Annotated in this window: 20 protein-coding genes and 1 pseudogene; 4 read left to right on the plus strand and 17 right to left on the minus strand. The window is 73.6% G+C overall.

Features of this window, described 5'->3' with window-relative positions:
* Positions 1-24 precede the first annotated feature (24 nt).
* Positions 25-984, plus strand: coding sequence for a GNAT family N-acetyltransferase (locus ABZ117_RS30700; RefSeq protein ID WP_356825426.1), 960 nt, complete (start codon positions 25-27; stop codon positions 982-984).
* Between the two features lie 16 nt (positions 985-1,000).
* On the opposite strand, the gene ABZ117_RS30705 is transcribed toward ABZ117_RS30700, so the two are convergent.
* Both ABZ117_RS30705 and ABZ117_RS30710 read right to left on the minus strand, forming a co-directional pair.
* The gene (locus tag ABZ117_RS30705; RefSeq protein WP_356825514.1) at positions 1,001-1,225 is read right to left on the minus strand and encodes a Rho termination factor N-terminal domain-containing protein; all 225 of its coding nucleotides are present in this window, start codon (positions 1,223-1,225) and stop codon (positions 1,001-1,003) included.
* Between the two features lie 31 nt (positions 1,226-1,256).
* Positions 1,257-1,484 (minus strand): annotated as a pseudogene (locus ABZ117_RS30710) (NAD(P)H-binding protein); the annotation flags it as partial.
* A 134-nt stretch (positions 1,485-1,618) separates the two neighbouring features.
* Here ABZ117_RS30710 and ABZ117_RS30715 point away from each other — a divergent pair.
* Together ABZ117_RS30715 and ABZ117_RS30720 are read left to right on the plus strand one after the other, a co-directional pair.
* Entirely contained in the window at positions 1,619-2,530 is a 912-nt protein-coding gene (locus ABZ117_RS30715) for a helix-turn-helix transcriptional regulator (RefSeq protein WP_356825506.1), read from the plus strand.
* 128 nt (positions 2,531-2,658) lie between these two features.
* Complete coding sequence (locus ABZ117_RS30720) at positions 2,659-3,555, plus strand: alpha/beta hydrolase (RefSeq protein ID WP_356825428.1); 897 nt, start codon at positions 2,659-2,661, stop codon at positions 3,553-3,555.
* A gap of 153 nt (positions 3,556-3,708) precedes the next feature.
* Here the strand turns inward: ABZ117_RS30720 and ABZ117_RS30725 are convergent, their stop codons facing one another.
* From ABZ117_RS30725 to ABZ117_RS30795, 15 genes are all read right to left on the minus strand, one after another.
* Positions 3,709-4,353 (minus strand): ScbR family autoregulator-binding transcription factor, encoded by a 645-nt coding sequence (locus ABZ117_RS30725; RefSeq protein WP_356825430.1) that lies wholly within the window; start codon positions 4,351-4,353, stop codon positions 3,709-3,711.
* A 6-nt stretch (positions 4,354-4,359) separates the two neighbouring features.
* Positions 4,360-5,352: a DMT family transporter gene (locus ABZ117_RS30730; protein ID WP_356825432.1), complete on the minus strand. Its 993-nt coding sequence runs from the start codon at positions 5,350-5,352 to the stop codon at positions 4,360-4,362.
* A gap of 178 nt (positions 5,353-5,530) precedes the next feature.
* Positions 5,531-6,559, minus strand: a complete 1,029-nt coding sequence (locus ABZ117_RS30735; RefSeq protein ID WP_356825434.1) for a GntG family PLP-dependent aldolase — start codon at positions 6,557-6,559, stop codon at positions 5,531-5,533.
* 51 nt (positions 6,560-6,610) lie between these two features.
* Positions 6,611-7,861 (minus strand): MFS transporter, encoded by a 1,251-nt coding sequence (locus ABZ117_RS30740; RefSeq protein WP_356825436.1) that lies wholly within the window; start codon positions 7,859-7,861, stop codon positions 6,611-6,613.
* Positions 7,862-7,874: 13 nt separating this feature from the next.
* On the minus strand, positions 7,875-9,194 hold the full coding sequence (locus ABZ117_RS30745) for a DUF1116 domain-containing protein (RefSeq protein WP_356825438.1): 1,320 nt from the start codon (positions 9,192-9,194) through the stop codon (positions 7,875-7,877).
* Positions 9,191-10,591: an ATP-grasp domain-containing protein gene (locus ABZ117_RS30750; protein WP_356825440.1), complete on the minus strand. Its 1,401-nt coding sequence runs from the start codon at positions 10,589-10,591 to the stop codon at positions 9,191-9,193. Before ABZ117_RS30750 ends, ABZ117_RS30745 begins: the two co-directional genes overlap by 4 nt.
* Before the next feature lie 57 nt (positions 10,592-10,648).
* A complete protein-coding gene (locus ABZ117_RS30755; RefSeq protein WP_356825442.1) occupies positions 10,649-11,647 on the minus strand; it encodes an aspartyl/asparaginyl beta-hydroxylase domain-containing protein in 999 nt (332 codons plus the stop codon).
* A 65-nt stretch (positions 11,648-11,712) separates the two neighbouring features.
* Positions 11,713-13,515, minus strand: coding sequence for an asparagine synthase (glutamine-hydrolyzing) (gene asnB, locus ABZ117_RS30760; protein WP_356825444.1), 1,803 nt, complete (start codon positions 13,513-13,515; stop codon positions 11,713-11,715).
* Positions 13,516-13,518: 3 nt separating this feature from the next.
* A complete protein-coding gene (locus ABZ117_RS30765) occupies positions 13,519-14,784 on the minus strand; it encodes a hypothetical protein (RefSeq protein ID WP_356825446.1) in 1,266 nt (421 codons plus the stop codon).
* A gap of 41 nt (positions 14,785-14,825) precedes the next feature.
* Positions 14,826-15,833 carry a 2,3-diaminopropionate biosynthesis protein SbnB gene (gene sbnB / locus ABZ117_RS30770; RefSeq protein WP_356825448.1) on the minus strand — a complete coding sequence of 336 codons (1,008 nt, stop codon included), beginning with the start codon at positions 15,831-15,833 and terminating at the stop codon, positions 14,826-14,828.
* Positions 15,834-15,883: 50 nt separating this feature from the next.
* Positions 15,884-16,864, minus strand: coding sequence for a 2,3-diaminopropionate biosynthesis protein SbnA (gene sbnA, locus ABZ117_RS30775; protein ID WP_356825450.1), 981 nt, complete (start codon positions 16,862-16,864; stop codon positions 15,884-15,886).
* Positions 16,861-18,297 carry a M20/M25/M40 family metallo-hydrolase gene (locus ABZ117_RS30780; protein ID WP_356825452.1) on the minus strand — a complete coding sequence of 479 codons (1,437 nt, stop codon included), beginning with the start codon at positions 18,295-18,297 and terminating at the stop codon, positions 16,861-16,863. The genes sbnA and ABZ117_RS30780 overlap by 4 nt, the downstream gene beginning before the upstream one ends.
* Positions 18,258-19,262, minus strand: a complete 1,005-nt coding sequence (locus ABZ117_RS30785; protein WP_356825454.1) for a hydroxyacid dehydrogenase — start codon at positions 19,260-19,262, stop codon at positions 18,258-18,260. The genes ABZ117_RS30780 and ABZ117_RS30785 overlap by 40 nt, the downstream gene beginning before the upstream one ends.
* A 152-nt stretch (positions 19,263-19,414) precedes the next feature.
* On the minus strand, positions 19,415-20,344 hold the full coding sequence (locus tag ABZ117_RS30790) for an NAD-dependent epimerase/dehydratase family protein (protein ID WP_356825456.1): 930 nt from the start codon (positions 20,342-20,344) through the stop codon (positions 19,415-19,417).
* Positions 20,341-21,348, minus strand: a complete 1,008-nt coding sequence (locus tag ABZ117_RS30795; RefSeq protein WP_356825458.1) for a ScbA/BarX family gamma-butyrolactone biosynthesis protein — start codon at positions 21,346-21,348, stop codon at positions 20,341-20,343. The genes ABZ117_RS30790 and ABZ117_RS30795 overlap by 4 nt, the downstream gene beginning before the upstream one ends.
* Positions 21,349-21,523: 175 nt before the next feature.
* On the opposite strand from ABZ117_RS30795, the gene ABZ117_RS30800 reads away from it, so the two are divergent.
* Positions 21,524-22,162 (plus strand): ScbR family autoregulator-binding transcription factor, encoded by a 639-nt coding sequence (locus tag ABZ117_RS30800; protein ID WP_356825460.1) that lies wholly within the window; start codon positions 21,524-21,526, stop codon positions 22,160-22,162.
* Positions 22,163-22,429 lie beyond the last annotated feature (267 nt).

Here is a 22,429-nt window from a genome sequence, read left to right on the forward strand (position 1 = left end):
GGAGCACTGGCACAGTGGCGCACCATGACGGGCTTCGAGCGGGTGACCGCCGCGGACCTGCGGCTCATGCAGGCCCTGGCGCAGCGGGTCACCGCGATCCGCCCGGACCTGATCAGCGCCGGCGCGTCGTACGGGGAGCTGGCCTGGACCTGGGGTCGGGGACACGCAGCCCACGGCGCGACCTGGCCGCGGCGGCTGTGGTTCTCCGGCGGGGAACCGGTCGCGTGGGGCTGGGCCTGCCTGCCGCACCGGGTGAGGCGCGGCGACGGGACCGTGAAGGACGTCACCGGCACCTCGCTGACGTATCAGGTCCATCCCGGCCATGCCGGGCTGGTCGACGAAGTGATCGACTGGTACGACGGTGTGGCGGCCGGCCCCGAGCACCGGGTGGTACCGAGCGCCGCCGATGGGTTCGCCGTGGAACGATGGGCGGCGCACGGCTATCGGCCCGACCGGGCCTCGCTCGGCGACACCGGCGACTGGACCCAGTTGAACGAGCGGGACCTGACCGATGTGGAGCAGCCGGTGCTGCCGGACGGATTCCGGTTCCGCACCGCCGACGAGGTGGGGCCACAGGCGGCGGTCCGGGCCCATGTGGACGCCTGGGCTCCCTCGTCGTACACGGCACAGGGCTACGAGGGCGTCCGGCGGACGGCGGCCTACCGCGGCGACCTGCACCTCCTGGTGCAGGCACCCGACGGGACAATGGCGTCCTCTACGATCATGTGGCTGGACGAGGTGAACAGGAGCGCCGAGTTCGAGCCGGTCGGGACGCATCCGGACTATCGGCGGCTCGGGCTGGCGAGGGCGATGCTGCTGCACGGGATGCACCGGGCGCGGGCGGCCGGGGCCACGCACGCGACGGTCGCCTGCCTGGGCGCGCCGGGGCATCCCGAGGCGCGCGGGCTCTACTACGGCCTCGGATTCCGGGAGCTTTCGCGGGACGCACCGCTCATCAGGACGAAGGCCGGCACCGCGGGCTGAGGACCGGTCGTCGCGCTCAGGCCGCGCTCCTCTTCCGGCGGCGCCCGCTGTGGGCGAGGGCGTCGATGAGGTCCTGGCGGCTCATCCTCGACCGGCCGGCAACGTCCTGCCGGGTCGCCCGCTGGTACAGCTCCGCCTTGCTCAGCTGCTGCAACCCGCTGCCCGTGCCGCCGTGTCCGCGGGCCCGCGCCGATGCGGCGCCGGCCTTCCTGGGCGGAGCCGAGAGCGACCCGTCGTACACCGCCCCTGCGCACGCCCTCCGGAAGGCCTCGTTCAGGGCCGCGAACGGCTCGCGGGTCGCTGCCGTCCCTGGGCGGCACGAGCGCGGACACCACCACGTCCGCGCCCCTGACCGCATCCGCCACCTGCTCCGGAGCGCTCGCGTCCACGGCCGCGCCCGTGAGCAGGGCATGGTCCAGCGGCGCCGCACCGGAGCGGGAGGCGGCCACCACGTGGTGACCGCGGCGCACGGCCTCGGCGGCGATACGGCGTCCGATCATGGCGGCCGGGAAGGGCGGGCAGCGTTGCGGACACGATCCGGACACGTTTCGGGGTCCGGACAGCGCCCGCACTCGGGCACACGGCCAAGCTATGAGCTGGGAAGACGTCGAGCCGGGTACGGTGACGACCGATGATGGTCAAAAACGGACAGCATGGGAGCGGAACCGGAAGAGAGATTCGTGAGGTTCCCTTCACGGCCCCCGCGGGAGTCCCCTCCGGCGTGGAGGTCATGTCCTTCGCGCTGCTGCGGTCGCGTCTGCCGGCGCGGAGTCTGACCGGGCCGCAACGCCCCTCCTTCCACCATCTGCTCGCCCCCACGCGTGGCGTACTGCGGCACTCGGTCGACTTCACCGGTTATGTGATGAGGCCGGGCACCTGGCTGTGGGTGCGCCCCGGCCAGGTCCAGCAGTGGCACGCCATGGACGCGACCGAGGGCACGGCCGTGCTGTTCGAGGCCTCGTTCCTCGACGCGGCCACGGCCGCCGCCGCCCGCCTGGACGATCCGTACGCGGCGGTCGCCCTCGAGCCCGACGCCCGGGAAGGCCGCCGGCTGGACATGGCCCGCGACCATCTGAGAGTGGAGTTCGAGGCCTTCGGCCGCCTGCCGCTCAGCGTGCACACCGCCGCGCTGCGGCATCTGCTCGCCGTCCTCGTCCTGCGCCTGTCCCACCTCGGCCCGCCGGCGGGCGGCCCGCGGACCGAGCCCGACGAGACGTTCCTGCGCTTCCGTGACGCCGTGGAGGAGGACTTCTCCCGCACCCGGCGGGTGGAGGACTACGCCCGCCGCCTCGGCTACTCGGCGCGCACGCTGACCCGCGCGTCCCTGGCCGCCACCGGCGTCGGCGCCAAGGAGTTCATCGACCGCCGCCTCGTACTGGAGGCCAAACGCCTCCTGGCCCACGGCGATCAGAGCGCCGTACGGATATCCCGGCAGCTGGGGTTCTCCAGCGCCACCAACTTCAGCAAGTACTTCCAGGAGCGGACCGGACAGAGCCCCATCGCTTTCCGCACCACCATCCGCGGCCTCCCGCCCGCAGACGGCTGACGAGCGGCGCCGCTGCCCGTCGCGGTGACGGCTGGCCGGAACGTGTCGTTTCTCCGCCGGCGGCCCCTCGTTGTAGATGCCATGTACGTCCGTCCGCGGCGTCAGGCCGTTCAGGAGGTAGCCGCACCGTGCTGAAGCTCGTGGAACGCGAGGGTGTCCCGCTCGCCCTCACCCGGCGTCCGGGTTCGGGCAGGCCGTTGCTGATCGTGCCGGGTGTCATGGCCGACGCCGCCGCGTGGCAGCCGGTCGTGGACGCACTGGACGTGGCGGGACCGGTCTATGTGCTGAACCGGCGGGGGCGCGAGCCCAGCGGCGCGCTCGGCCCGGGCTACTCGATGCGCACCGAGATCGACGACCTGGTCCGCGTCCTGGAGGAACTGGTCGCCGCCGAGGACGCGGACCGGGGGGTGGATCTGTTCGGCTGGAGCTTCGGTGGACTGCTCGCGCTGGAGGCGGCGGCGCGGCACCCGCGGACCGTCCACTCGCTCGCCCTCTACGAACCGGTCGTACGGCCCTTCGGGCGGGGTGCGCTGGCGGCGTTGCGGAGGGCGGCCGAGGCGAACGATCTGGACCGCGCCGTGGAGATCGTGAACCGGGACGTGTCCGGGTTCTCGGAGGAGTACGTGACGCGACTGCGCCGGAGCACCGCCTGGCAGACCCTCAAACCGCTGGCCGCCCCGTTGGCCAGTGAACTGACCGCTCTCAACGACCACCCTGTCGACCTGTCGGCGTTCGGCGCCCTGGACCTCCCCGTCACGCTGCTGCAGGGAGGCGAGAACGCGGGCGTGCCGCCGTACGGGGACGTGTTCGCCGTGATCGCCTCGGCTCTGCCCCGTGCCCGCGTCGTCACCATGCCGGGTCAGGGCCACCTCGCGCACGCGCAGGATCCGGAGGGTCTGGCCCGTCACATCGAGCAGGCACTCCGGCGGGCCGGCCGCCCCGGCTCGGGAGCCGGTTGGTCGGGAGCCGGTCTGCCGGAGGCCGGTCTACCGAAGACCGGTCTGCCGGAGGCCGGTCCGGCGTGACCGGGCGGATGCCGTGCGCCCGCGGGGACGACGGCGTCGCGCGGCCGGCCCGCGGACGCGGACGCCGCCGTGTCGACCCCGCGGCGTCCGCGCGTACCGCAGCGCCGGAACATCCGTACCGTGTCGTGGAGCGGCGCGCGGAGGTGGCCGGTCTCAGCCCGCCGGGCCGCCCGCTCCCCCGTCGGCCACCAGGGGGCCGCGGGGTGGTGTCGCCGGGGGCCCGGTGGTCAGCGAGGGCAGCGTGGCCTGCCAGAAGCGGTCGAGCACCTGGGGCATGTCCCGTGCCGCACCCGGCTGGCGGGAGAGGATCTGCACGCCGATGGTGACGGCGAGAACGGTGGCGACGATGCCGTCGACTGCGACACCCGGCGCGAGGCTTCCGTCGCTCCGGGCGTCCTCCAGCAGCCGCAGCAGGAGAGCGGCCAGTCGCCGGCGCAGGACCGGAACATCTCCTTCCGCCCGGTCGCAGCTGACCTGGAAACCGGCCCGTACGACCACGTCCCGGCTGAGCAGGCCGGCGAGTTCGCGGGTGGTGTCCACCAGGACCGCCAGCGCCGGGCCGGCCCCGCCCGCCGACGCGGTCGCGAGCCGGTCGAGCGCCCGCTGCGCCTCCTGCTCCAGCGCGGAGGCCAGCGTGTCCTTGTCGGCGAAGTGGAAGTAGACCGCGCCGACGGAGAGGCCGGCCGCCTCGCTCACCTTGGCGAGAGTCGCGGCCTTCAGACCGTGGCGGTCCACCACCAGGGCCGCGGCCCGGATGATGGAGTCGCGTGATCGGATGGCGCGTTGCTGTCGTGGCACGGGAGGTCAGTTTCCTCTCCTGCCGAGCGGACGGTCCGCCGCCTCGGAGGCGAGCGGACCGGGTCGGGTGTCGGACGGAGCCGCCAGCACGGCGGCACCGATGAGCAGTGCGGCTCCGGCCGCGGCCGGAGCCTGGTGGCTCGCCGTCTCCCCCGTCAGCGCGCCCAGGGCGAGCGCGCCCAGCACCTGGCCGGTGATCATCCCGAGCCCCGCGGCCAGAACGCCGATGCGGCGCACGGTGAGCACCGCGGTCAGGACGACCACGCAGCCCAGCAGGCCGCCGGTGTAGTGCCACGGCGGGCCGGGCTGGGGCCGGTGCAGCCGGGACAACACCGCGAGTGCCGCCACGGCGGCCGCCATCAGGGCGGTGCCGGCGGCGAAGCTGAGGAGGACGGCCGGATAGGGGTGCTGCCCCGCGGCTTCGTCCACCCGGCCGTTCACCGCCATCTGCCAGGACAGGGCGCAGCCCGCGAGGAACGGCAGTACGGCGAGCGCGAGCGTGCGGTGCGCGTCCGGGGTGGCCAGCGCCGGAAGGGCGACGGCGCACACGGCGAGCAGACCGCCCGCGAGCCGGCGCGCGCTGGCACGGCGTGGGCCGCCCGGGCCCAGGCCGAGGTGGTCCATCGCCACTCCGCACAGCGTCTGGCCCGAGACGAGCGCGAGCGTGTAGGAGGCGGGGCCCAGCGCGGCGGCGGTCAGCGCCTGCGTGAGGACCATGCTGCCGCCCGCGACGCCGCCCAGGCAGTGCCACGGCCGCAGGGTGCGGGAGCGCAGCGCGGCGAGCAGGGCGGTGAACGCCGGCCGCAGTCCTGACAGGACGCACGCCGCCGCGGCGGCGACGCACAGGCTGAGCGTGTTGGACCAGGCGGCCGCGGCCACGGGCCCGGCGTGCTCCCCGAGCCTGCCGTTGACCACGGACTCCAGCGCGAGCGCACCGCCCCCGGCGACGGCCCCCGCCAGCGGCAGGGCGCCGGTGCGGGCCGCGCTCCGCGGGGGCACGGTCCCCTCGCGCGTCGGGGGCGGGGGTCCCGCGTCGCCGTGGTGGGTCCGGGCGCGCGATGTACTCGATGGCGGCATGGGACTCCCGGTGATGAGGATCGGCGGGTGACTCGCGTTCGGCGTCTGGCGTCGGCCGCCGGAGGTCTCCCCTCGGAGACCTCCGCGCCCGGGGCGCGGGTCAGCCGGGCGGCGGAAAGGCCTCCAGGGCCCGGCCGATGTCGCGGCGCGAGACGTCGCGGTGCGTGATCATGCGGACGCCGTCGTCGGTGGGCACGGTGAGCACACCGCGCCCGGCGAGCACCGAGACGGTGTGCACCGGGTCGTCGGCCGGCAGCATGACGATGTTGGTCTGCGGGGTGTCCGTCTTCCACCCGCGGTCGGCCAGCCCGGCGGCGAGCAGCCGGGCGTGTTCGTGGTCCTCGGCGAGGCGGCCGGCGCGCTCCAGGGCGACGAGGCCGGCCGCCGCCAGGATGCCGCCCTGCCGGACGCCGCCCCCGAACATCTTGCGGACCCTGCGCGCCTCCCGTACGAACTCCGTGCCGCCCGCCAGCACGGAACCCACCGGTGCGCCGAGGCCCTTGCTCAGACAGACCTGGACGGTGTCCGCGCCGGCGGCCAGTTCCGCGGGGGGCACGTCGAGGGCCACCGCGGCGTTCCAGAGGCGGGCGCCGTCGAGGTGGACGAGCAGCCCGGCCTCGTGGGCGGTGTCGGTCAGCCGGCGGTGCTGCGCCGGCGTGGTGACCGTGCCCCCCGCCGCGTTGTGGGTGTTCTCCAGGCACAGCAGCCGGTCCCGCAGGGCGAAGTACGGTCCGCCGCGGCTGACCGCCCGGGTGATGTCGGACGGGCCGGGCACTCCGGGGCCGGCGGTCCAGGGCAGTGCGCGGGGCATGCCTCCGGCGAGCCACGCGGCCGTACCGACCTCCTGGTCCAGGATGTGCGCGCGGTCGGGGGCGAGGAAGCGGTCGCCGCGTTCGAGGTGCACGCACAGCGCGATCAGGTTGCCCATCGAGCCGCTGGGCACCCACAGCGCGTCCTCGGTGTTGAGGATCGCCGCGACCCGCTCCTCCAGGGCCCGCATGGTGGGGTCGCCGTCGAGGACGTCGTCGCCGACCTCGGCGCGGGCCATGGCCTCGCGCATCCGGGCGTCGGGCCGGGTGACGGTGTCGGACCGCAGGTCGACGGGCGGTCCGGCCGGTGATGGTGTCATGGATGCCTCCGGTAGGGGGTGCGGCGGGCACCGGGTCGCGGGCCCCGGCGGCTACTGGGGCCGGGTGACGCGGTACCGGGTCATGAGCAGGGCGGCGCACACGCTGAAGCCGGCGCCGAGGAACATCACCGCGGACGGGCCGGACGCGTCCACGAACCAGCCGCCGGCCAGCGCGCCCAGCGCGATGGAGACGTTGAAGGCGCAGATGTACAGCGAGGTCGCCGCCTCGGGAGCCTTGGGCGCGCTGGCGAAGACGAGGGTCTGGAGGCAGACGGGGAGCGCCGTGTATGCGATGCCCCACACCAGGAGCAGGATCACGGTGCCCGGATGCCACCGGCCGTTGACCACCAGCAGGACGACGGCCGCGGCCAGCAGCAGGATGCAGGTGAGCGTGGTGGCGCGCAGCGCCCGCCCCGCCGCGGCGCCGCCCGCGAAGTTGCCGACGACACCGGCCACGCCGTACAGGAGCAGCAGTGCGCTGACCCAGTGGGAGGGGATGCCGGCGTCCTGTTCGAGGAACGGTGTGACGTAGGTGTAGGCGGCGAAGTGGCCGATCACCATGGCGGCCGTGACGAGGGTGGCGATGCGGAGGTTGCCGTCCCGCAGCAGCCGGGGAAGTTCGGCCAGGCGCACCACGGCGCGCGGCGCGAGGGGCGGCAGGAGGACGGCCGCCGCGGCGAGGATCAGGACACCGATCCCGGAGATCGCCCAGAACGCGGTGCGCCAGCCGGACAGGCTGCCGATGAAGGTGCCGAACGGCACGCCGACCACGGAGGCGATGGAGATGCCGCTGAAGACGACCGCCGTGGCGCGCACGGACTGGGCGGGCGGCACCAGGCGGATGGCGATGCTCGCGGCGATCGACCACATCACACCGTGGGCGAAACCGGTCAGCAGCCGCGAGATCATGAGGACGGCGTACGACGACGACAGCGCGGTGAAGGCGTTGCCGGCGACGAAGACCGCGAGCACCAGCATCAGCAGCAGGCGGCGGTCGAGCCGGCGGGTCGCCACGGTCAGGACGGGTGCGAAGAAGCCGGCGATGGCGCCGTACAGGGTCACCGAGAGGCCGACGGTGCCCTCGGAGACGCTCAGGTCGCGGCTCATCGCGGGGAGCAGTCCGATGGGGACCATCTCGGTGGTGGTGAAGGCGAAGACGCCCATGCCGACGGCCACGACGGCGAGCCAGCTGCGCATCGGGCCGAGGAGGGCGGCGGGCGCGGCCGGCCGGTCGGGGCCGTCGGCGGTGGCGGCGGGGGACGGGGCGTCCGTGTCCTGGCGGGAGGGGGGTGAGGGGGTCACGTGGATCTCCGGGTCAAGCGGTGGTGGGCGGGGTGCCGGCGGACGGCGCGGACAGCAGGCGCGCGGCTTGCCGGAAGGGCTCCAGCGGCGGGTGGAAGAGGACGGCGCCGGCGTGGCCGCCGTCGCGCAGCGTCGCGCCGAGGTGGATCGCGGGGACGATCCCGGTCTCGGCGACACGCGTCACGTCGATGCCGCAGGGCGTGCCGCGGTAGGCGAGGGCGGGGATGCGGTGGTCGGGGTGTTCCCGCAGGGTGATCCGGTACATGCGCTCGGTGAGGCGGAGCATCTCCCGCGGTGTGCCGGCGGAGTGGTCCTGGAGCGGCATGGCGGCCGCGGCCGCCATGCCGCCGAGGCCGACGGTCTCCGTGATCAGGCTCTCGCCGCCGACGTACGCGAGGTCGTCGGTGGTCCAGCCGTCGTAGAGCCGGCCGCGCAGGGTGGACACCGGTGGGAGGGGGGCGGTGAACCAGCGGTCGCCCAGACCGGAGACGCGGAGGCCGAACTCCTTCTCGTTGAGGTTCATCGCGGTGACGAGCGTGCTGCCGGGGACGCCGGAGGCGCTGTCGGCGGCGGCTTTCGCGGCGGCCATCACGAAGTGCAGGAAGAGGTACTCGGCCGAGCGCAGGTAGGCGGCGAGTGCGCGGTGGCGTTCGGTGACGCCGTTGTGGGACAGGTCCAGCACGGCGTCGAGCACCGCGGACCGCAGCATCGCGGCGGCGGCCTTGTGCCGGCTGTGCAGGTCGTCGCCCATGGTCAGGGCCCGGCGGATGAGCGGGCCGAGCGGCAGCCCGCCCATGCGGTCGAGGGCCTCGGCGAGCGCGGGTGACACGACGTCGCGGACGTGTCGCAGACGGGTGTCGACCCCGTCGTCCCAGACGCCGAAGGTGAGCGAGGCCCGGTCGGGGCCCTCGTTCATCCGGCAGAACGCGTACCGGCCGGAGGTCTCGTCGCGGACGACGGCCACCGGCATCGACGCGGTGCAGACGCCGGTGAGCGAGCCGACCGTCGCATGGTCGTGGGAGGGGCGCAGCGCGATCGTGCCGTCGGCGAGCAGGGCGTCCGCCTCGGCCTCGTCCCGGGCCAGTCCCTCGTGGAGCGCGGCTCCGATGACGGCGCGGCGCTGACCGCCCTCGTACCGCTGCCAGGGCATCGGCGGTCCGGAGAGCAGGATGGTCCGGGAGGTCATGCCGGGGACGACCTCGGCGGCGGGGGCGACGGTCTCCAGCACCGGGCGCGCCTCGACGAGGCGCGCCACCGCTCGTGCGTTCGCCGCGTCCCGCGCGGTGCGCGTGCCGGCACCGGCGCCGGGTGCGGTGGCGGGACGGCCGGTCACCGTACGGCCTCCCCGGTGGGCGCCGGGGTCGCGGCGGGCGTGTCGGGCGCGGCGGCGGGCGGCACGGTGTGGATCGTCACTCGTCGGGCGGCCTCGTGCGCGGCGCGGTCGAGGTCGGCGTCGAGGGGGCCGTCCAGTACGACGGAGACGGACCGCCCCTGGGAGTCGGACTGGTCGCCGAGCAGGTCGCCGCGGTGGCGGCTCACCAGGACGGCGTGGTCCCGGGGCGGTGTGCCCTGCGCGGCCGGCGGCAGGTCGGGCCACCGGCCCTGTTCGCCGACCCAGTGGACCGGTGCCGTCTCGGCGGTCACGTCCGCCAGGAGTCCGCGGGGGTGGTCGAGGTAGACCTGCCGGGCCCGGCGCCGGGGCGGTGCGGTGGCCGGCTCGGTGCCGAGCGCGAGGTCGAGCAGGGCGGCGTCCAGGTCCATGCCGGTGGCCAGGCGCCACAGGCGGGTGATGGCGTCGCCGGGCGGACGCGCCGCGGCCTCCATCAGCACGACGCGGTTCCCGGCGGTCAGCCGGAACTCGGTGTGGCTCATGCCGGTGCCGAAGTCGACGGCCCGGAGGAACTCCGTGTTGGCGTCGAGCAGCAGGCTCTCCTGCGCCGGGGTGAGGTGCGGGGCGGGTGAGGTGTGCCCGGTCTCGGTGAAGAAGGACGTGTCGGACTCGTTGGTGTCCTTCGCCGTGATGCCCGCCCAGAGCACGGCGCCGTCGCGCACGAGGCTCTCGACGGAGAACTCGGCGCCGGCGATCCGTTCCTCCAGCAGCAGCAGTTCGCCGGGGCCGTAACCGGGCAGCAGCGGGGGCAGGGCGTGCGGTCCGGTGATCGCGCGGACGCCGGAACTGGACATCCGGGAGGCCGGTTTGAGGACGGCGGGGAAGGTGTCCCAGCCTTCCGGTGCGGTGGTGCGGGCAGGGTCGAGCAGGGTCCAGCGCGGTGCCAGGGCGGGGGCGGCCAGCCGCTGGAGCAGCTTGTTGCGGCAGACGCGCGCGGCATGGGTGCCGGGGCCGGGCAGCCCGAGTGTCCGGGCGAGAGCGCCGGCGGCCTCCACGAAGACCTCTCCGACGTTCAGGACGGCGCGCACCTGCCGGTCGCGCAGCCAGGGCGCGACGCCGTGCAGCAGGGTGTCGAGCGAGGTGTCCGTGACGTGCCGGACCTGGTCGTCGGCGAGGCGGGAGAGCGGGTGGTGCGGGTCGCGGCGGTGCCGGGCCAGTTCGTCGGCGGGGGTCTCGGGTCCGAAGACGAACAGCGGGGTCAGCCCGCGTCGTCCGGCCGCGTCCAGCAGGCGCAGGTGCTTGGCGAGGACGACCAGGTCGGTGATGACGACGACGGCGGGCCGGTGGGTGTCAGCGGCGTCCGCCCCGGGCGGCGGACCACTGTCGCGGAAGGCGGTCATGGTTTCCCTCTGTCGGGTGCGGGGCGCGGGTGTGGCGCGCCCCGCACGGTGGTGGCCTCAGGCGGCGAGGCGCTCGGCGGTGACGGTCAGCTCGTGGACCCGGCTGCCCTCCCGGGTGCGCAGGACGACCCGGGGTTCGGGCCCGTCGGGGAAGACCTGGAGGGTGCGTTCCTCGCTCCAGCCGGCGAGGCGGTACTCGTTGTCGCCGAGATGCACGAGCGCGAAGACGCGGTCGCCGGGCAGCCGGAGCGTCATCTGTTCGCCGTCCTCGGCCAGCGTCGCCGTCTCCTGGGGCTGGTCGGCGGAGAGCGGGGTGTCGGCCTCCCACAGGTGGAAGGTGGCCGGGACGGGGAAGCGGGTGGCGAGCCGGCGCCGTTCGTCCGGGGTCTGGGGGCATTCCTGGCGGTTGAAGAGGATCTCCCCGTCGCGGAAGTACGCCTGCCAGTCCTGCGGGAACAGGGCGGCCAGGCCGGGGGTGACCAGGACGTCGATGACCAGGTGGACGCGGGGTTCGGTGCCGGTGTTCTGCACCCGGTGGGTGCGGCTGAAGTCGCCGAACCAGAACTCCCCCGGCTGCCAGCGGTGCTCCACACCGTCGAGGACGAGCACGGCGTCCGGGTTGGTCGCGACCGGCACGTGCAGCCGCGCGACGCCCCAGCGGGGCCCGTACTTGGGGTCGGTGTGGTCGATGCCGACGGTGTCGGGGCCGAGGGCCATGAACCGTACGGCGTGCAGCGGGGCGGGGATGGAGTCCAGCACCTCGCGGACGTAGGGGATGCGGTCGAGCCACACGGTGTCCGCGAAGTCCTGCGGGCCGGGGCCGCCGGGGTCGGTGCGGTCGCCGTCGCCGCCCGGGCTGCGCAGGGCCAGGCACCGCCAGTCGACCTCGGTGGCGGCGCCGACACCGTCCTCGGTGTAGACGCGCTGCTGTTCCCAGGTGTGCTCGCGTACGGAGGTGAGTTCGCGCAGCAGGCGGCCGGCGTCGAAGGCGGGCTTCAGCCGGACGCCTTCGGCGGGCATGGGCGGGGTGTTCAGGAGTGCGGCAGAGGATGACATGGAGACATTCCTTCGCGGGGGTGGGGGTACGGGTGCGCGCAGGGGGCCGCGGTGGCGTGCCGGGGTCAGACGTGGGCGACGGCGGCCGTCTCGCGGGCCTCGCTGTTCTCGTTCAGCTGGTGCCAGCGCTCCAGCATGTACAGCGTCCACAGCGCGTAGCTGTGCTCCGGGCGGGCCTCGTGGACCAGGGAACGCAGGGCGTCCGGGTCGAAGTAGCCGCGTTCCAGGGAGGCTTCGGACAGCAGGGTGTCGCTGATGGTGGTGCGCAGCTCGGTGCCGAGCCAGCTTTCCAGGGGCACGGCCAGCTCCTGTTTGCGGCGTTCCAGGATCTGCCGGGGCAGGTAGCGGGCCGCCACGCGCTTGAGGGGGGCCTTCTCGTGTGCGCCGATCAGCTTGCGTGCCGCGGGGATGCGGGTGACGTAGTCGATGAGCCGGTGGTCGAGGAGCGGGCTGCGGGGTTCGACGGAGTGGGCCATCGACATCCTGTCGATCTTCACCAGCTGCGCGTCGTACAGCCAGAATCCGCTGTCGACCTGCATGGCGCGGTCCAGGTCCGGGACGGCGGGGTCCGTGCGGCCGAAGCGCGCCCGGAGGTAGTTGTGGGGGTGGCCCGGGATCCGGTCGGCGAAGCCTGCGGCGTACAGCCGGTTCTTGAGCGGCCCGGGTACGCCGTCCACGAGGACGCTCTCGTAGCGGTCCGCGAGGTCACCGCCGCCGCGCAGATCGCGCAGGCGCTGGTAGCGGCCGTACCCGCAGAAGATCTCGTCGGATCCGTCGCCGGTGAGGACCACGGTGACGTGCTGCCGCGCCAGCTTGTACATGCAGGACGCGGCGATCGCGGAGGGGAACGCGTAGGGCTCTCCCATGTGGCTGAGGATGGTGTCGACGGCCTCCTTCGCGTCCGGGGCGCCGATCCGGTAGACGTGGTGCCGGGTGCCGCAGTGCTCGGCGACGGCGCGGGCGTACACGGACTCGTCGAACGCCTCGTTCTCGAAGCCGACGGAGAAGGTGTGGATCGGCCGGCCGAGCTGGCGGGTGGCCATGGCGACCACCAGGCTGGAATCGAGGCCGCCGCTGAGCATGGCGCCGAGCGGCACCTCCGACTCCAGCCGGTCGTGCACCGCCTGCTGGAGCAGGGCGTCGATCCGGTCGTCGATCTCCTGTTCCGGCGTGTCGGTCAGCTCGGCGGTGAAGGCGAACTGCCAGTAGGTGCGGCGGCGTTCGGGGCGGCCCCGCTCCAGGACGAGCACGGTGGCCGGCTCCAGCCTGCGTACCTGCCGGTAGATGGTGTGGGGTGCGGGCACCACCCGGTAGCTGAGGTACTGGTCGACGGCGACGGGGTCGGTGTCCCGGCTGATGCCGGGGTGCAGCATCAGTGCGGGCAGTTCCGAGGCGAACGCGACGCCGCCGCCGTCGGGTACCGCGTAGAACAGGGGTTTCTTGCCGACCCGGTCGGTGGCCAGCAGGAGCCGGCCCGCGCGGGTGTCGTAGAGAGCCACGGCGAACATGCCGTGCAGCCGCTCGACGAACCGTTCGCCCAGTTCCTGGTAGAGGTGCGGGAGTATCTGGGCGTCGCTGCCGCCGCGCACCGGGCGGCCCCGGGCGGCGAGGAACGCGCGCAGCTCCTGGTGGTTGTAGATCTCGCCGTTGAGGACGCACACGACGGTGCCGTCGTCGCTGAAGACGGGCTGGGAGCCGTCGTGGAGGCCGATGACCTTCAGCCGGCACATGGCCAGGGCGGCTTCGGCGGTGGCGAAGGAACCCGTCTCGTCGGGGCCGCGGTGCGCCATGGCGGCGCAGGCGGCCGGCGCGTAGGGAGCGTGGACGGACGTGTGTCCCAGGGACACCGTTCCGGCGATTCCGCACACCGGTCAGCCCTCCTTCAGGTCGAGGCGGCGCTTGGCGTGTCCGGACCGCAGTCCGTCCGGTGGGACGGCCCTCACGCGGACCGGTCCGACCAGCCCCGACGCGATCATCTGGGCGACGTCCGGCGCCTGCCGGTCGATGGCGGTGCGTACGGCGGCGAGCTGTCCTTCGCCGATCGTGTCCGCGACGACCCGGATGACCAGGCCGTCGTCGTCCGCCGCTTCGAAGGGGCGGCCGGGGAAGACCTCGGCCATGATCTGGGTGAGGTCGTGGTTGCTGATCCGTTCGCCGTGCTTGAGGTCGCCGGCGAGGCGTCCGTCGATGCGTTCGAAGGCGAACACCTCGCGGCCCGCGTGGTGGATACGGTGCAGTCCGGTGACGGCGTCGCCGGTCACGTAGCGGACGGCCGGGAAGTAGCTGCGGGCGAAGGAGGTGAGCAGCAGCGCTCCGCTGCCTTCCCGCCGGGACGGCACCCGGTCGTGCTCGGTGAGGCCGGGCAGGTCCTCGGGAGGCAGTACCTCGGGCAGGATGTGGTCGTGGAAGTGGTAGAGGCCGGTGTCCGCGCACGAGTACGCGATGGCGCCGATCTCGATGGAGCCGAACACGTCCAGGACGTCCTCGGGCCGCAGGCCGAAGTGTTCGGCGACGTGCGCGCGCCAGGCCGGCGGGGCGACGTCGCCCACGACCATGATCTTGCGGGGCCGGATGTCCAGGCCGGGACGGGCCTGGAGGAGCCGGTCGAGGATCATCGGCATCGTGAAGAACACCTGCGGCTGCCACGCGTTGAGCTTCTTCACGTGCTCGTCCACCGGCCGGGTGAAGTCGATGTCGTGTGCCTCGAAGCCGAGTTCGAGGAAGACGCGGCGTGCCGACGCCGCGGCGTGGCCGGTGCCGAGGTCGGCGACCGCGACGGCGCCGCGCGGCACGTCCTGGGTGAACTCGTCGAACAGGGCCCGCCGGTGGGCCACGTAGGCGTCGTCGTCGGCGGGTGAGTAGAGGATGCGCTTGCGCTGTCCGCCGGATGTGCCGGAGGTGAGGTAGGCGGAGGCGTCCGGCAGCTGCGGGTGCTCCGCGGTGTAGTAGTGCGCGCCGAGCAGGCCGGTGCCGACGAGGGGGAGGTCGGAGGAGTCGCCGGAGCCCAGGGCGCCGCGGCGCAGGAGCAGGTCGCGGTACCAGGGGAAGCGCTGGGCGTGGCCGGCCGCGAGGGCGGCCAGTTCCGCCTCGCGGGCGGGGGCGGGGGCCCGGAGCGCGGTGGCGGTGATGTGGGGCATGACGGGATGCCTTTCGTCGGGCGGGCGGGTGAGCGCGTGCGTCAGCTCCAGCGCTGTGTCTCGCCGAAGAAGCCCGGCACGCAGACGGCGAGGTCCTTCTCGACGGCCTGCCGGTAGAGGCGGTGTCCGACCGCGAGGTCGAGGACGCCGAGCCCGAAGGGTGAGAAGATCCGCGGCCGGTCGGCTGCCGGGGTGATCTCGCCGCGCAGCACCTGCGCGAGGGTGCCGTCGATGAACTCGCGGTGTCCGTAGAGTTGTTCGGCCAGGTGAGGTGAGGTGTCGGCGGTCAGGCAGTGGTCGACGTCGTCGAGGATGTTCTGCGCGCCGGCGACGAGTTCGGGGCCCAGGTCCCGCAGGGAGATGTTCAGCACGGTCTGTCCGGGGGCGAAGGCGTCGGCCCGGGTGACCCAGGGTTCGGGCGCCGTGGTGGCGAAGACGACGATGTCGGCATCGGCCGTGGCGCGCGCGAAGGAGTCCTCCTGCTCGGCCCGGTAGCCGAGCCCGCTGATGCGCCGGGTGAGGGCGGCGGCGTAGGAGGCCTCCCGGTCGTGGACGACGAAGCGGCCCACGGACCACGACTGGGCGGCGAAGAACTCGGCGATGTTGCGCGCGATGACGCCCGCTCCGACCACGCACACACGGTCCGCCGTGCGTCCGCCGGTGAGTTCCTGGGCGCCCAGGACGGCCGACGCGGCGGTGCGGGCGGAACTGATCTGTGACGCCTCCAGGCAGGCGAAGGGGTAGCCCGTCTCGTAGTCGTTGAGGAGCAGCGTGGCGGAGGCGCGGGGGATGTTCCGTTCGATGTTGCGGGGGTAGCTGGCTATCCACTTGATGCCGGAGACGCTGTGGTCGCCGCCGAGGTGGGCGGGCAGCGCGATGATGCGGGCGTCCGGCTTCTGCGGGAAGCGCAGGAAGTAGCTGTTGGGGTTGACCGAGTCGCCGGCGTCGTGGGTGAGGTAGGCGGCGCGGACCGTCTCGACGATGTCGGGGCGCGAGACGTCGATGAGGGCGCGCAGGGCGGCGCCGCCCACCACATGGAAGTCGAACATGCGGGTCTCTTCTCTCGTTACCGGGTGGGTGGGGGTGTGCCGGCGGCTGGTCAGACGGCCACGGGACGGGTGCGGGTGCTGTCGAGGACGTCGGTGCCGAGGGTGGCGGCGACCCACATGTCGTCGTAGATCGTCTGGGCGTAGCGGTCGCCCATGTCCGGGGAGAGCGCCACGACGCGCGAGTCCGCGGGTATCCGGCCTGCGATCGTCTCCAGTGCCGCGAGCACGGATCCGGTGGATCCTCCGACGGGCAGGCCGTGTTCGCGGGCCAGGCGCCGGCACATGCGGACGGCGTCGGACTCCTCGACGAGGACGACGTCGTCCACCTGGTCGGGCCGGCACAGTTCGGGGCGGCGGCTGGTGCCGAGACCGGGGATGTGGCGCGGGCCGGGGGGACCGCCGAACGTGACCGATCCGGTGGTGTCCACCGCGATGATCCGCGTCCACGGCGAGAACGCCCGGAAGTGCCGTGTGCAGCCCATGAGCGTGCCGGTGGTGCCGGCGCCGACGACCAGGACGTCGACGTGCCCGATGTTCTTCAGGATCGAGGTCGCCGTGCGCCGCGCGTGGGCCCGGGCGTTGGCGGGGTTGGCGTACTGGTTGAGCCACACCAGGCCCGGGTCGGCGTCGGTCATCTCGCGGATGCGGGCGATCCGGGTGCCGAGGTAGCCGCCGTTGCGGTCCCGCCGGGTGACCTGTACGACCTCGGCGCCGAGGGCGCGGATGAGGGCGAGGCTCTGCGGGGAGACGTTCGGGTCGGTGACGCAGGTGAAGTGGTATCCGCGGGCCGCGGCGATGACGGCGAGGGCGATGCCGAGGCTGCCGGAGGAGGATTCCACGATGCGGCCGCCGGGCCACAGCCTGCCCCTGCGTTCGGCGTCCTCCACCATGCCCAGCGCGGACTTGAGTTTCACCGAACCGGCCGGGTTCATCCCCTCCAGCTTGAGGAAGAGGTGGCTGCCGGGGAGGAGGCCGTCGAGTTCCAGGAAGACGTCGTCGGTCACGATGTCGCAGGCGCGCTGGTAGATCATCGGTTCTCCTGCTGTCCGTTCGGCGGGGTGCGGGTCACGCCGCCGCCGGGCCGGTGCGGGTCCGGCCGGGTGGCGGCGAGACGGCGCAGGAAGAGGGCTTCGGCATGGGCCAGGGCGGCGATCTCCGCCGGGCTGACGCTTTCGTCCGTGCCGTGGATGTTCGACGGCGGGTCCTCGACGCCGCAGAGGATGATCTCGGCGTCGGGGTAGAGCGTCCGGAAGGCGGAGCAGACGGCGATGGAGCCGCCGGCCCCGACCTCCAGGGGCTGGGTGCCGAAGGCGTCGCGCAGGGCGTCGCGCATCAGGGCGTGGGCCGTTCCGCCGGTGTCCGCGAGGAAGGACGGGCCGCTGGTGACGCGCCGGATGTCCAGGTGCGCTCCCCAGGGTGTGCGGGCGCGCAGATGGGCGGCGAGCGCCTCGTGGACCCGGGAGACGTCCGCGCCGGGCGGGGTCCGGACGCTGAGCAGTGCCTTCGCGGACGGCAGGAGCGCGGGTACGGCGTCGTCGAGGGGCGGTGACTGCACGGCGAGCACGGTGACGGAGGGCAGGTTCCACAGCCGGTCGGCGATGGTGCCGACGCCCAGGAGGGCGACGCCGTCCAGTACGCCGGCCTCGGCGCGGAAGTCGGCCTCGGTGTACCGCGCGGTGTTCGCCCGCGGGGCCGGCACGGCGGTCTCCGGTCCTGGGAGGCACGGGGTGCCCTGGCTGTCGTGCAGTGTGGCCAGCAGGCTGATCAGGGCGGTCAGCGCGTCGGGGGTGGGCCCGCCGTACTGGCCCGAGTGCAGGGTCCTGGACAGGGTGGAGATCTCGACCTCCACCACGGCCATGCCGCGCAGGGAGGTGGTGACGGTGGGGGTGCCCGAGGCGGCGTTCCCGGTGTCCGCGACGACGACGACGTCCGGTGTGGGCAGGTCCGGGTGCGCGCGCAGCAGTTTCTCCAGGTCGGCGTCGCCGGGCTCCTCGCAGCCGTCGACGAGGACGACGAGGTCGAGGCCGGGGTACGGCTCGCCGGCCAGGGCGTCCTGGAGTGCGCGCAGGGCGGTGAGGTGCATGACGACGTTGCCCTTGCAGTCCGCGCTGCCGCGGCCGTACCAGCGGCCGTCGCGTTCGGTCAGCTCGAACGGGGGTGAGCTCCAGGCGGTTTCGTCCTGCGCGGACACGACGTCGTAGTGGGCGTAGAGCGCCACGGTCGGCGCTCCGGGTGGTCCGGGACGGCGGGCGTAGACCGTCTCGGTGCCGTCCTCGAAGGGGAGCAGCCGGATCTCGGGGAGGCCGGCGTCCGCGAGCAGGGCGGCGATCCGGCGGGCCGCACGGTGGAAGTGGTCCTGGGAGGGGGTGCGGGCGACGGTGCGCAGCGCGACCAGTTCCGCGAGGTCCTCGCGGGCTCTGGGCATCAGTGCGCGCACGGTCGCGGCTGTGGGGGCAGCAGACATGGGGGGCTCCGGCGATGCGGGTGCGGTCGCTCAGGCGGCGGTGGGCGCGGGGCGGAGCAGCGGGTCCAGTTCCGCGAGGACCTTCTGGACGACCTCCCGTCCGGCCCTGAGCTGTGCGTCGTGCGTGCCGGCTCCCAGGTGCGGGGGCCGAGCACGTTCGGCAGGGCGAGCAGCGGTGAGCGGCCCGGGGGTTCGGTGGCGAAGACGTCCAGTGCCGCGCCGGCCGGCCGCCCTTCGCGCAGTGCCCGGGCGAGGGCGTCCTCGTCGACGATGCCGCCGCGGGAGGTGTTGACCAGGAGCGCGGTCGGCTTCATGAGGGCCAGTTCGCGGGCGCCGACGAGTCCTGTGGTCTGCGGGGTCTTCGGCAGGTGGAGGGTGACGACGTCGCTGGAGGCGAGCAGTTCGTCGAGCCCGGTGACGCGCACGTCGCCGCCGGCGGTGTCCGCGTACGGGTCGTGGGCGAGGATGCGCATGTCGAACGCGGCCAGCCGACGGGCGACCTGCCTGCCGACGCGGCCGTAACCGACGATGCCGAGGGTCCGGCCCGCGAGTTCGGCGCCGACGAAGTCGGACCGGCGCCACTCCCCGTCCGTCAGGGAGCGCGTCGCGGCCTTGACGTGGCGCACCGAGGCGACGATGAGGCCCACGGTGAGTTCGGCGACGCTCACGGTGTTGGAGTCGGGGGCGTTGACCACGGTGATGCCGCGGGCCCGGGCGGTGGCGGTGTCCACGTTGTCGAGGCCGACGCCCGCTCGTGCGACGACGCGCAGCCGTGGCGCTCGGTCGAGCACCTCGGCGTCGACCCGGGTACCGCTGCGGATGATCAGGGCATCGGCGTCCGGCAGAGCCGCGAACAGCGCCGGGCGGTCGCGGCCGTCTACGTGCCGTACCTCGCACGTGACCTCTAGGGCGGCGACGGTGTCGCCGGGCAGTGCGTCACTCACGACCACGATCGGTGAGGGCACGGTTCTCTCCTTGGAAGGGGGACAGGATCGCGCGTCTAAGCCAAACGTTTGGTTTGTTTCATAGAAAGCCTAACGTTCGGATTGTTTTTCGAGGAGGTTTCCGGTGTGTGTCCTGCGTCACTCCCCCGGGTCCCCGTGAGCCGGAGCCCGGGTCAGAGCAACCGCTCCCGGTACCACGCGGCGTGGGCCGCCAGGCCCGCGGACAGTCCGGGCCCCGGGGCGCAGCCGCCCACGGTGCGCAGCCGGGTCGCGTCGAACCAGTGGTCGACCCCGAACAGGTCCAGGAGGTGGCCGTCGCACCCGGCGGCGACCAGCTCCTGCCGGGCCCGTTCGAACGGCTGATCGCCGCGTAGCAGCGGGAAGCCGAGGTGCTGGTGCGTCGCCGCGACCAGCTCGCGCAGGCTGACCGGCCGGGGCGGACACGCGTGGAAGACGCCGGCCGCCTGCCGCGCCGGCGCGGTCAGCGCCAGGCGGGTGAGCGCGGCGGCGAGAGTGCCGACCTCCGTGAGCGACAGCAGCGCCGAGCCCTTCTCCGGCAGTCCCGAGCGCAGGGCACGCAGCATCCGCAGCAGGCCCGTCATCACCCACTGGTCGCCCCGGCCGTATACGAGGTAGGGCCGCAGGACCGCGCCGCCCGCCCCGAGCGTGAGCCGCTCACCGGCCAGGCGGGTGCGGCTGGTCGCCGATACGGGCCGCGGTTCCGCCTCGCCCTCGGCCGTCCCGCGGAAGGGCCCGTTGCCGTACACCGCCGCGGTGCTCAGCTGGACGAACCCGCTCACCCCCGCCCGCCGGGCCTCGGCCAGCAGATGGCGTGTGCCGTCGGCGTTCACCGCGAGGCAGCGCTGCTCGTCCTTGCCGATGTACGAGGCGAGGTGCAGCACCCGGTCCACACCGCGGCAGACACCGCGCAGGGACGCCGGGTCCGTCAGGTCGCCGTCCACGACCTCGAGGTGCCGCCCCCGGGACGGGGGGCGCCGGTGGGCCAGTACGCGCACCCGCACTTCCTCGGCTCGCAGGAGCGGCAGGACCGTACCGCCGATGAAACCGGACCCGCCGGTGACGAGGACGCGGGGGCGGTTCACCGGGAGGCGCCGCCCGACGGCGCCGGCGTGCCGTGGACGGCGAGTAAGCACTCGTAGACGAGGGCGCCGTCCTGTTCGGCGGTCACTCGCACCGCGCGGGTGCCGTCGCCGTCGGACAGCCGCGCCCGGACCAGGCAGGGGGCGTCGAACTCCACGTAGGAGTGGAAGTGATTGGTCATCACGGGCAGCAGGGCGGCGCCGGGGCCGGCGAGGCGTTGCGCGGCCTGCCGCGCGGCCTCCATCAGGAGCATCCCGGGTACGTGGTCGGTGGGGTGGTCGAAGAGGGTGGGGTGCGCCCAGTTGACGCGCAGCGGCCAGACTCCCTCGCGCGCGTCCTGCGTGCCGTGGTCCGCCGGCGGCCGGCCGAGCACCACGTCGGCCTCGACGGCCCGGCCGACCTCGTGGGGAGGGACGGGCGCGGGCGGTTCGGGCAGGCTGTCGGGCACCTCGGCGTGCGCGCCCCGCAGCCGCCGGTAGACCGCGGGCCGCAGACAGTTGAGGGTCATCCGGCCGCGGCCCAGGGGGACCTGCCCCCGCGCGAGACCGACGTCCATCGTCATGCCCGCGAGGTGGCCGCCGCGGAAGGTCACGCCGGTGCAGTCGACGGTCAGTTCCACGTCGGCCGGGTGGCCGTCGAGCGCGAGGGCGTCCGCGCGGAGGTCGATGCTCAGCTCCGTCATGAGCGTCGGATGATCGCGGGGCAGGTCGTAGAAGAGGTGGCTGACGAGCGAGGATGTCTGGCGGATACTCTCGGCGGCCAGCAGCGGATCGTGCCAGCGCCCGCCGACGGGCCGGTAGAAGCCGTGGCCGCGCGGCCACTGGGCTCCTATCGCGAAGCGGTTCGCGCCGAGGCGTATCCAGTCGGTGAGCAGCACCTCCCCGATCGCTCTGCGGTGGACGAGGTCGCGGGGTGCCGTCTGCTCGAAGGAGAGGGGGCGTGGGCGTCCGGTGAGCGACGTGGTGCGGGTGGTGAGGGCCAAGGGCTCGGAAAGGTCGACCGACATGTCACGCGGCTCCTGTCTACGCTGCTTCCCAGGGGCACCACTCAGCGGCCCGCCGGGATGCAGATGGTAAGGAACGACTGTTGAGCCATACAATACCCAACGTACGTTTTGTTTTATGGGCATGCAACCAGTCACTTCATGAACCTGACATGTCCGGGAACGAGGTCAGCACACGATGGCGCAACAGGAACGAGCGATCGAAACCAGACGAAGGCTCCTGGTCGGCGCGGCCAAGGTCTTCGACGAACGGGGCTACGCGGCGACCAGCATCAACGAGATCCAGGAGCGCAGTGGCGTCACCAAAGGGGCCATGTACTTCCACTTCAAGTCCAAGGAGGAGATCGCGCGAGGGGTGATGGCCGCCCAGACCGAGGTCCCGGTCGAACCCCGCACGCCGTCGGTGTCCCCCTTGCAGCAGGTCATCGACCTCACCCAGCTCCTGGCCCAACGGCTGCGCACGGACGTCCTGTTCCGGGCGAGCATAAGGCTCACGGTGGAGCGCGGCACCTTCCAGACGAACGACTCCGACCTGTACGACTGGTGGCTGCGGGCCTTCGGCCGGGAACTGGTGCGTGCCCAGGGCGCCGGAGAGCTCCGGGAGGACGTCGTTCCGGAGGATGTGGCGGCGAGCGTGGTCGGTTCCTTCACCGGCATCCAGATGCTCTCCCACGTCAAGTGCGGCCTCAGCGATCTGCACGAGCGCCTGACTTCCTGGTGGCAGCAGATCCTCCCGGGCATCGCGACGCCGGAGGCGGTGCGCAGGGCACTGCCGGCGGGGTCACCGGAACTCGGTCTGACCGGCGACGGGGACTGACGGCCCGACAGAGCGGTAAGGCCGGGGCCGGGACGTGGAGTTCCCGGCCGGGGGAACCGGCCACCGGGCAGCCGCCTCCTCCCCCATCAAGACTTCCCGAAGCGGTCCTCGTGGTGCTCCGAGCGGCCGTGTCCGGCGCCTGTACGTGTCGGCCGGAGCGTCTCCCCCGTACCGGCGTCCCGGCGGCGGCCGAGCCGCGGCGCACCGCCGTTCACCCCGTCGTGGCCGTCGCTCGACCGCCGTTCGCCCGTCGTGGCCGTCGTGGCC

It is taken from the genome of Streptomyces sp. NPDC006309 (genome assembly GCF_040613095.1).
Classification (GTDB): domain Bacteria; phylum Actinomycetota; class Actinomycetes; order Streptomycetales; family Streptomycetaceae; genus Streptomyces.